The organism is Actinoplanes auranticolor, assembly GCF_018332655.1.
Classification (GTDB): Bacteria; Actinomycetota; Actinomycetes; order Mycobacteriales; family Micromonosporaceae; genus Actinoplanes; species Actinoplanes auranticolor.
The window spans coordinates 1-8649 of record NZ_BOQL01000089.1 but is presented as its reverse complement, the minus strand read 5'-3'; the positions used below and the strand labels follow the sequence as shown (position 1 = coordinate 8649).

Genomic DNA, 8649 nt, shown 5'->3' with positions numbered 1-8649 from the left:
GAACCGGGCAGGTCCGTCGTGGAACCCCCGCGACGGGGCGACGTGTGCTGGGCGGCTACGTCCACCCGTTCGAGGCGGTCCGCCAAAGCGATCAAGCTACGAGCGCCCATGTCATGACCACCCGTGGCGGCCTTCGAGGCGATGCGACGGAGAACTTCTGGGTCATTAATTGTAGTAGCGATAGCCGACCAGAGGCTGCCCGGGGGTTGGATCGCCCGCCGCTCGGTGGTAGCCAGCTCTTCAACCACCGGAGCAAGACGGAAGGCGAACGGATAGCCCACATCGGAAACGCGAGCGAGCAGTCCAGGCATACCCAGCACAGTCTGCTCGGCATAGCCGAGTGCGCGCTGCCACCAAGCGTCGTCGGCCTCGCTTCGATGCGGCTCAGGAACGTAGCCGGCCGATGCCTGGTGCAACGTGTCGGCCCGTATCCGATCGGGGTGACCGAAGCGTCGAAGGTCGACTGCGGCGTCGACAACTGCCTTTTCAACAGGCAGCGCGAATGCGTATCGCTGAAGCAAGGCCGGAGCCGCGGCAAGGTATTGAGTAACTTTTCCGGCTTCGGCACGTTGAGCGGCGATGTGAAGCCGTGGGTCGACGGATCCCTCTTGGCGAAGCGTGACCAGCTCATCAGGAGTGAAACGGTCGGGCACGAGTAGATCGGTGCCGGATAGCAACGCACGGGCCTTCGCGTGCGCGTCATTATGGGGGTCGGCTGGCCTGCCGGTCAACGCATGCCAAACATGCGGCCAACCAGTGGCGAGAATCAGTACCGGAGATCTGGCCTCGTCGACCAAAAGATCTGCGATGGCCGTGGCCACTCTTTGATCACCCTCCACGTGGGGAGTAACCAAATAGCGCTGGATCTCATCTAGCCACAGCACGGTCCGCGGGCCGATTCGGGCGATCTCGGCCAGCACGGCCTCCGTGCCTTCGGACATGCGAGGAGCTGAGAGCCGCCAATTGGCGGGCAGCCTGCCGACTGCTTCCCAACAAGTTCGGGTTTTTCCCGAGGCCGATCCACCGACGAGCGACACAATCCGGCTCTTGCCTGCCAATGCCTCGGTCACGAAGCCAGCCAATACGAGGTCGTGTTCCCTGGGGAAGTACGCAGTTAGATCGGGCAACTCTCCACTTTCATCCATGGCTCGGTGGACGCCAAGTTCAAAAGGGCTGTACGTGCGTACGAACGGCGGCTCAGCCGATTCCGGCACGCGTTTGCTCTCCGCCTGCGCGTCCCGCCGCAGTCGTTCCCACCATTCTGGACTTCGCCGAGATTCGCTCGACGTGCTGCGCTCCAGCGCATCGACGAATGTTTGCAAGGCATCTTCGGGAGTAGGTACCGCCGACCCGTGCAGCCAGTCCCTCAGCGCGCCTTCGCTGAACTGGCCTGAAGGGGCGATGGTATGTGCGGAGCGGATGAGGGCATCTAAGTTCGGCGAGCCAGCCGCAGCGTATAGCCTGCGTAGCTCGCGGAGGAACCGAGCCGCGGCGGACATGCTCGGCGTCGGCGATCGTCCAGCGGTAATTGCGTCGAGTATCGCCCGTCCGGTGGCCGGGTTCAGCAGGAACGCTTGGGCTGACCCGTCGATACCGCTGATTCTCTCTACGCGTACTCGCCCGCCGAACGTGGCGCTGACCAAGTTGTCAGCCACCGCAGCTTGTACGCTGTCGTTCAGGTCGATCCAGGTATCGAGCACGACAGGCCAGCGGTAGGCCACACCGCGCACGGATGACGATGAAGCCACAATATCGGTCTGGTCGCCAGTGAGCGGCCACGCCAAGCTGATCATGGAGTGGACGTCCCACTCCGGGTGATGACACAGCGCGTCGTATGACACGACGGCGCCGGCACCGTGCGCGACAATAACTTCAGTGCCTGGATCGATCAGGGCCTCAACGGCCGCCCGGGCGGCGCGTCCGACCAGGCCATCGCTGGCGTAGGAGTTGATGAGGTCCGTCTTTGAGGCGTTAGAAACGGCGTCTGGTAGCCGCAGGTAGCGGGCGGTATCTAGGACAAAACTGGCATCCTCGATGGACGCTCCCGCCTGCACCATCCCGGCGGCCACGGTGCGCCGCCACTCATCCTCGGACGGAGCCAAGTCGGCGTAGTCGGAAACAAAAACGATCGAGGACGCCGCTCGCCGAGGGCGTGATGTCAATTGCTCCCGTTTGGGAAAAGTTAAGCCCAGCCGCAGCGCAAGCTCCCTGCCCATCGCCGCGAAAGGCTCCAGACCGATGTCAAGGCGACCCGACCCCATCGGATCGGCCAAGAGTGCCTGTACCGTCTCGCCGGAACCGGCGTGACGGAGCAGATGATCCGTCAGCACCTCGTAGGTATCCCACTCCTGAGTAGTAGTCATCCCGCGCCGCAAAAGATCGCGTAGACCTGGTCGCAGTCTCAGCCGCAACCGGTCCCCTCCAGGCTCTGTGCGTTCAAACAGGCCACTGACGAGCACCTCGGCTAAATGCGAAGGATCGCTACCAGGTACCAGCCGATGCTGCAACACCCGGATCAGCGGCAGCGACAGTGCGGGCGCGCCGGCAAGGATACGAGCGAGAGCCTGCGCTTGCGGGCTGGCGCGGGCTTGGAAAGCGCGGATACGTTCTGTCGGTGTAAGCGCGGCGTTCGTCACGCTAGGGGCAGAGCGCCTAGGTGGTTCGGCCGAGACCGCTTCGGACCACTCCGCTCCGGTGACCACGGAGTCAGCCCACCGCGTCATGGACGTTGCACTTAGGGTGAGGACCGGAACAGGGACACGGGTCGTGTCATCCGATACGTCGGCACTCCACCACGCCGGACGGACCTGGGCGTCGGCATTGTGGCCAGCTGGACGCCGTGACCGCATCAGCATGTCAGGGAGCCCCATCGCCGTGTAGCCCCAATGGTTTTCGGGGAGGAGCTGAATCACGGCGGTTGGGGTGGTGTTGGCCCACGAACGGACCGCGTTCCAAGTACTGACGCCGTACCAGTGGTCTGAGGCAGTGTCGGAGAGGACAAGAATCAACCGGCGTCCGGTCGCGTCGATCAATCGGTCGGGATGGTGAGCGAACCCAGACGCATCAGCGACTGTCAAACCATACTCTCCGTCGCCGTCCGTCGTGGCTGTCATGGACCACTGGCTGATGGACCGGAAAGCGCCGGTCCGCCACAGCGATTTTTCGAATGCTCGAATGGCATCTTCCCAGGCGGCAGCCACCGGACCGGACTCCACAACCACCGCGATGTCTACGCCGCGGTCGGAAGCCGGCGAAGTCACAACCACTAGTCGTCCGGCGTCGGCAGTCGCCTCGATGGTGGCATCGATGTCTACCGTGTGGCCGCTGGGACGGTGAACTCGCCTAAATAGAGCGAGAGCGCGGCCCGCTGCAGTCGTGCGTTCCAGTGTCACCAGTGTCCGCAGCCCGACCGCTGTAGCAGGAATCGTCAACGCCGAACTCTGTTCGGGCTGGTCACCTGCCAGGCTCAACGGCAACGGCAACGGCCCTTGGCTCTCTTGGGCGAACCGGGGTTGCCCGGCGGATTCTGCCGATGGTAGCGGCCCCGTTGATTCAGACAGCTTTGAATCCGGCATATCAGGGCTCGGGTCGTCTGGCCGATCGGCCGCGACCGCGGCCAACCACAGCAGATCGGCGATCTCCCACGCGGACCATGCAGGCAGCGCCTCCGCCAAGGACGTGACGAGCCGCTCGATCACTTGCCGCTCAGCTCCGCCAACAGCACCTCTTCCAGTCGGTCTCGTGCGCCGTCTCGCGCCTCACCGGATACCAGATAGATGTAGTTGAGTAGCTGGTCGAGAGCGAGGTTCTCGCCTGCGACCAGGCGTTGCGCGAACTCGCCAATCTTCGCCTGCTCCTGTTCCGCTGCTTCTGCAAGATAAGACGCGACAACTTTCTGAACAAAATCCGCGTTGGGAGTCGGCATCTCGAACCTTACACACCGGCGAAGAAATGGTGATGGGAAGGTGCGCTCGTTGTTGCTGGTCAGCACGATGATGGGCCAATTCGTGCGCTCTACCAGGCCGTTATTGACTGGGTAGAAGGCACGATCCGCGCCGCGGACATGGTACAGCGTGGAACTTTTTTCTGAAGCGTGGTCTCCCGCACCGGCATCGCGGACGAGCGGAGGAATTTCGAAGATTCCTTCTTCAAGAACGTTGAGCAAATCACCGGGCAAATCGAGATCACTCTTGTCGATCTCATCGATTAGCACCGCCCGTGGGCGGCTCGGATCGGCGAGAGCCGTGCCAAGTGGACCGAGCGTCACGAAATTCTGCACCGCGGCGGCACCCTCGTCGCCCTCGGTCTGCGTCGCGTGAAGCCGACCAAGGGCGTCGTATTGGTACAGGCCATCAGCACGAGTGCTGCGCGAGGTGACGTGCCAGTTAAGCGGCTCGCCAAGTTCCAGTTCGGCCGCGATCAGACCGACCAAGGTCGACTTACCTGACCCTGGCGGACCGCTGAGCAATAGAGGACGCCGCAAATGCAAAGCGGCATTCACAGCGTCCAGCAGGCCCTCTGGCGGAACGAAGTGACGGACCGCGGCACCCCGATTCCGCCAAGGAGGAGGCCCCGGCAACGCCCGCCACGCCTCCACGCTCGCCGGTTCACCCGTGCCGCTAAAAATCTGCCAAACCATGGCAACTCCCTCGCTATCCATTGGTGCACGTCAGCAACTCTCAACGTCGGTCATGGGAAGCGAAAAGCCCTCTCGCCCCTGCGGGTCATCCCAGATGACCGTGGCGCCTGCAGCAAGCACGGGCAGGTTCTCGGGGATGTGATCGCGCCGGGCCGGCACGGGGAGCGCACCTGCTGCTTCCCGGACCGCATGCTGGCCCTCCACGGAGTTCGAGCCGTGCAGCCACACCATGAACCCATGGCCGTTGCGCAGCAGCTGACGTAGTGGCTTGACCGGCCGGACCACCGGCAGCGCACCCACCAGCCAGGCCGCATCAGCGCGGCTTCGCGCCCACGCGATCAGGCCGCTCTCGTCCGCAAGAAGACTAGGTGCAAGCGGCTCGGGCAAGTGGTCCCACCGTGCTGCGGTAAGCCGATCTACGAGTCGACCGTACAGATCCGCTCTACGCAGACGCGGGGACCACCGCAACCGCGGCCTGCACTCACTACTAAGCGGTTCCAACTCACCGTCTACCTCCCGAACGGGCCACTGATCGATGGCTTCGATAAGCAAATTGGACGGCGCGGCTAGATCCACGACGAGTGGGTGAGTGGGTGGCAACTCCCGGAACACCTCGCGGAGTGCGAGCAGCAGGCCACCTCGAGTGCCGTCGGCGTCGACTGTCCGACTGATCACATCATCGTCAGTGATCAGTGTCCACCGAACGCTGAACGGATAGGGCTGGTCACTCGGTCCTGGCTCATCCCCCAGATCGAGCAGCAGCCAGCCACCCCGGCGATGAAGCTTTTGATGCTGACGTGCGTCGCCAAGCTGATAGCCGCGGGCGATCAGCCATTGTCGAAGTAGCAGGCTGTCATCGACCGCAATGCGCCGTTCGGCCGCGACTCCCACGAGGAAACGAGCAAGCGGCGACATCGTCGTCCAACCGGTATCCCGCCGCTCCCGTAGATCGATGTCAGAAGCTTGAACTAGCATGGCGTCAGCGCTGCCGTTGACCGGCCAGTCGCCGATCTCACGTCGATAGATCCCATGCAGTTGCCCGAGTGCAATCTCATAACCCTCGCAAGCGGCGAATACGGGTTTAGCTTCGACAGCCGCTGCAAGGAGCTGCAGCACATCGGTGACCCGCGAGATGCCTGTTTGCCTTTCGAGGAGCTGCCGAATGGCGAGAGAGGTCCATGCCGCAGGAAGTGCACCTGCCGACTCTAGGATCACCCGGTGAGCGGCGATAGCATCCTCCGACAGCCGCTCTTCGACGGCGGCCGACACTGTCGCGAGGCGCGCCACCTGGCGCAGGAGAGCCTTCTCAACAGCCTGGAAGCGCTCACGCAGATCTGCAATACGACCGCACAGAACGGTAGCGCCGAGCGCCTCGGCGGTCCCTTCCGCGGACAGCTGCGTGGGGAATGTCGACACGAAACCGACGACCGTCTCCACCCCGCTATCGGGGTCCCGACGCAGCAGGGGCCCTCCCGACATGCCCGACGGAATCTCGGCGGACCGACTACCGAAGCTGGCGACATGCACTCGCACGACGGACCGCTTACCTATACGGGACGTCGCCTGCTGGACCTTGCCGGTGTAGATCACGCTATAACGCGCCGGGTTTCGCTCCGGGTGTCCCGCCACCCTGACCTGGTCGTATGCCTCGATCTCGGTCGTCAACGGCAGGGCGACCGCATCTAGATAGGAAACGAGGTCTTCCAGCTCTCCGTCGTGCGACGGCATGGCGCGTTGCTCGTCAAACGCCAGCAGAGCAGCGTCCAGGGTCGCCTCATGGTCAACATAGAACACCGGAATGTCGATGGCAGCGCCACCCGGGTGACGCGGTTGAAGCCGAAGCCACAATCGAGCAGCCGATCCGCCGATGGCTCGCACGCAGTGCCATGCGGTGAGTACATGCCCGTCCCCAATCGGGAAGGCACTACGCACCGCGTCGTGTCGGCCACTCCTGTGTTCCTCGATCGTGAGCAAACGACCCACCGCAGCCTCCACCGACTGCCTGCCATCATGGCGTTTCACCGTCGCGTGAGCCTACAGCTGCTGCCGCAGTTTCAATGTCACTTCGACCGTCGCCTCACCCGTGGCGGTCAGCAGAGCCTCCACAGCCTTGCCGGCGCCTAATGTAGCTTTCACACCGAACTTGAGTTCCAGGTCTTCGATAGCGAACGCTCGTTGCGCAGCCGGAGTGCGGCGTTCTATTCCAGCAAGCACACCGTCGAGCACGAGCGCAACCTCACCGCCGACAGCCTCAGCCGCCGCGCGCAGAACATCGTTGCCGAGCTGTACGACCCGATTGTCAGATTTGATGGTGTGGCGCCCACGGTAGCCAGCCGCAGGGACGTGTCCCTCTTCCAGCAGCTCCTCGTCGCCATCGAGCCCGTTGTCAGAGACCTCGGGCCCACTCTCCGCAAGGAGTACTCCCAAGCGAATCTCTATCGAATCTTCAGTCGCCTGCACAGCAGTCCTTCCGGTCGTGAGGAGCGCAAAACTCGACGTTACAGACACTGTGGACCGGCCGCGCTCAGCTGATCGGATCTATTTTGGCGGACGTCGAGACTCCGGCCGAAGAGATCGCGGCGAAGCGGTCTACCGTTACTCGGTGGCCACTACGTTTACGGATCGCGACCCGGATTTCGAGCGATGGCGCGATGATCATCCCGACGCCTACATCGTCAACCACGATCGCGTCCCCGCTGCTGGCTATGATGTGCTGCACCGTGCCAACTGCGTGCGACTGAGGATCACCGGTGGCTCCAACTGGACCACCGCCTACAGCAAGACCTGTGGCCGGACGCTCGACGACATCCGGAGTTGGGCGACGCAGACCGTGGGAACGCTGGATTTGCATCGTTGCCACTTCTGTCAGCCACCGGCGCCATAGCGGGCCGCCCCTGACGGGCTCACGTCGCCATCCCCTTCGCGCCTTGTCCGCCGCAGGTGGCGCTGCACGATGCGACAGCGACCGCTCGACAGCTGACTAGGCGCCAGCGTCTCGGCGGTTCGTCAGTCGGAGTGCCCGCCGTGTCCTGGCTGCTGGGATTCACCGCCTACGGCTACGTCGACTGAGTCTCCTCCGGGACTGGGACAAGCGTGGCTTCGATCGGTACGCGCCATGGCGGGAATCCGTCTCGTCGGCAGTCAAGCAAGAATCGCACCGGCTTGCCTGCGTACTGGCGCTGCCAATCAGCCTTGGTGAGGTGCTTGGCCCACTGCGGCGGTACCTGCTGATCCATCGCCTTGCGCGTGAACTCGCCAATGGGGAGTGGGAACGGCGCGACGCTTCGGCCGCTGTCCGAGCCACCGTCGACCCCGCGGCGGAACCGATACGCTCCCCATACATGATTGCGGATCTGTTCGTCGGTCGGGCCGCCGGCGATTGATGACGCACCGCGGCCGTGCTGGTCATCGCGTACGGTCAGCTTGATTTCGTCAAGGCGGCCGAGCGCGGTCGGCCCGGCCAGCTCCACGCGAAGGTCGGCATACTCCTCGGTCACAGCTCGCAGGGTGAGTTCAAACGTCGGCGTCAGCTCGCGCCACTCCCGGCGCGCTTCGATGTCGGTCAACGTCTGCGTGGCCTTCCGTGCGTCCGCCGCAATCCGAGCCGCAATGATCGCCGCCGCTAGGCTCCCGAGCGCGGCGATAGCACCGACGCCTGTTCCGACCGCACTCCAGGTATCACTGTCCATGCCGGACGAAAGTACGCCTAGCGCGATTGTCGCCGAAAAGCAGGCTTGTAGTTAGAGTTCGGCACCGACTCGTGCTCGTGACCCAACGGTGGATCCGTGGGTTCGTGCGGCTGAAAGTTAGCGTCTAGGGATGACAGCCGATCTGGCGGCGCTGCTTGAAGACAAGGCGGCCCTGTTCAACGCGCTGCCCGTCGACGACGACGGCTACTACGGCGACGCTGACATCGCCTGGCTCCTCGGCTCCCGCCTCGTCACCGACACCGAAGACGGCACCACCGTCTACCGGCTCTTCCACGACCTGCTTAGACCCTGGTAAATAAG

The 8649-nt window shown here is 63.6% G+C and carries 7 protein-coding genes; 2 read left to right on the top strand and 5 right to left on the bottom strand.

Going from position 1 to position 8649, the window contains the following annotated elements:
- From Aau02nite_RS44160 to Aau02nite_RS44145, 4 genes are all read right to left on the bottom strand, one after another.
- The coding region (locus Aau02nite_RS44160; RefSeq protein ID WP_281421193.1) for an SAV_2336 N-terminal domain-related protein at window positions 1-3698 on the bottom strand (3698 nt) is incomplete at its 3' end.
- Window positions 3695-4639 (bottom strand): AAA family ATPase, encoded by a 945-nt coding sequence (locus Aau02nite_RS44155; protein WP_212994681.1) that lies wholly within the window; start codon window positions 4637-4639, stop codon window positions 3695-3697. The genes Aau02nite_RS44155 and Aau02nite_RS44160, both read right to left, overlap by 4 nt.
- Before the next feature lie 30 nt (window positions 4640-4669).
- Window positions 4670-6613: a trypsin-like peptidase domain-containing protein gene (locus Aau02nite_RS44150; protein WP_212994680.1), complete on the bottom strand. Its 1944-nt coding sequence runs from the start codon at window positions 6611-6613 to the stop codon at window positions 4670-4672.
- 60 nt (window positions 6614-6673) lie between these two features.
- Entirely contained in the window at window positions 6674-7099 is a 426-nt protein-coding gene (locus Aau02nite_RS44145; RefSeq protein ID WP_212994679.1) for a hypothetical protein, read from the bottom strand.
- Between the two features lie 142 nt (window positions 7100-7241).
- On the opposite strand from Aau02nite_RS44145, the gene Aau02nite_RS44140 reads away from it, so the two are divergent.
- On the top strand, window positions 7242-7523 hold the full coding sequence (locus Aau02nite_RS44140) for a hypothetical protein (RefSeq protein ID WP_212994678.1): 282 nt from the start codon (window positions 7242-7244) through the stop codon (window positions 7521-7523).
- 172 nt (window positions 7524-7695) lie between these two features.
- On the opposite strand, the gene Aau02nite_RS44135 is transcribed toward Aau02nite_RS44140, so the two are convergent.
- Window positions 7696-8328, bottom strand: coding sequence for a hypothetical protein (locus Aau02nite_RS44135; protein WP_212994677.1), 633 nt, complete (start codon window positions 8326-8328; stop codon window positions 7696-7698).
- A 130-nt stretch (window positions 8329-8458) separates the two neighbouring features.
- Here Aau02nite_RS44135 and Aau02nite_RS44130 point away from each other — a divergent pair, with 130 nt between their 5' ends.
- Window positions 8459-8644: a hypothetical protein gene (locus tag Aau02nite_RS44130; protein ID WP_212994676.1), complete on the top strand. Its 186-nt coding sequence runs from the start codon at window positions 8459-8461 to the stop codon at window positions 8642-8644.
- The last annotated feature ends 5 nt before the right edge of the window (window positions 8645-8649 follow it).